Source organism: Mycobacterium sp. 852014-52450_SCH5900713, from assembly GCF_001667075.1.
GTDB lineage: Bacteria > Actinomycetota > Actinomycetes > Mycobacteriales > Mycobacteriaceae > Mycobacterium.
The window spans coordinates 1-865 of the sequence record NZ_LZIL01000024.1; the positions used below are offsets into that span (position 1 = coordinate 1).

An 865-nucleotide genomic window follows, 5' to 3' on the forward strand; every position below is an offset into this window, starting at 1 on the left:
GCGCACCAAATCCCCGGTGCGATACATCCGCGCCCCCGCACCCCCAAACGGGTTGGCCACAAACCGTTCCGCAGTCAGGTCCGGCCGCTTGACATAACCGTGGGCGATGACGCGCCCGGCCAGATATAGTTCGCCCGCCACCCCGATCGGCGCCGGGTTCAGCCGCGCGTCGAGCACCAGCGCGCAAACCCCCGGGATCGGGGTGCCGATGCTCACCGACTGCCCCGCCGACTGCGATGCAGTGGACGTGGCGCAGATGGTGGTCTCGGTGGGACCGTACCCGTTGAACATCCGCCGGCCGGGCGCCCAGCCGGCCACCAACTCCGCTGGGCAGGCCTCCCCGCCAGTGATCAGCGTGTCGAGTCCGGCCAGCCGGGCCCGATCCAGCGACGCCAGCACCGTCGGGGTCACAATCGCCGCACTGACCCGCTGGTCCTGCAGCACGGCGGTCAGCGCATCCCCGGCATACGCGTCCGGCGGGGCCACCACAAGTGCGGCCCCCGAAGCCACTGCCCATATCCACTCGAAGATCGAGGCGTCGAAGGTTGGCACGGCCACATTCAGCACTCGGGCGTCGGCACCCAACACGAACACTTTGCGTTGCGCCGCAGCCAATCCGACCAGGCCGGCGTGGCTGACCGTCACGCCCTTGGGCGCGCCGGTGGATCCCGAGGTGAAAATCACGTACGCGGTGTCGTCCACCGCCAGCGGCGCCAGCCGGTCGGCGTCGGTGATCGGCTTCGCGCACCGCCCCGACAGGTCCAGTTCGTCGACACGCAACACCGGGCGCGCGCCCGCCCCGACCAAAGTGTCGGCGCCACACGTCAACACACACACCGCGCCCACCGCATCCAACACCGTGGCG

At 70.2% G+C, this 865-nt stretch carries 1 protein-coding gene; it reads right to left on the reverse strand.

Annotated elements, in window-relative coordinates; genetic code table 11:
• Positions 1–865 (reverse strand): AMP-binding protein (locus A5773_RS06180; RefSeq protein ID WP_156744749.1); only part of this gene is annotated, 865 nt, incomplete at both ends.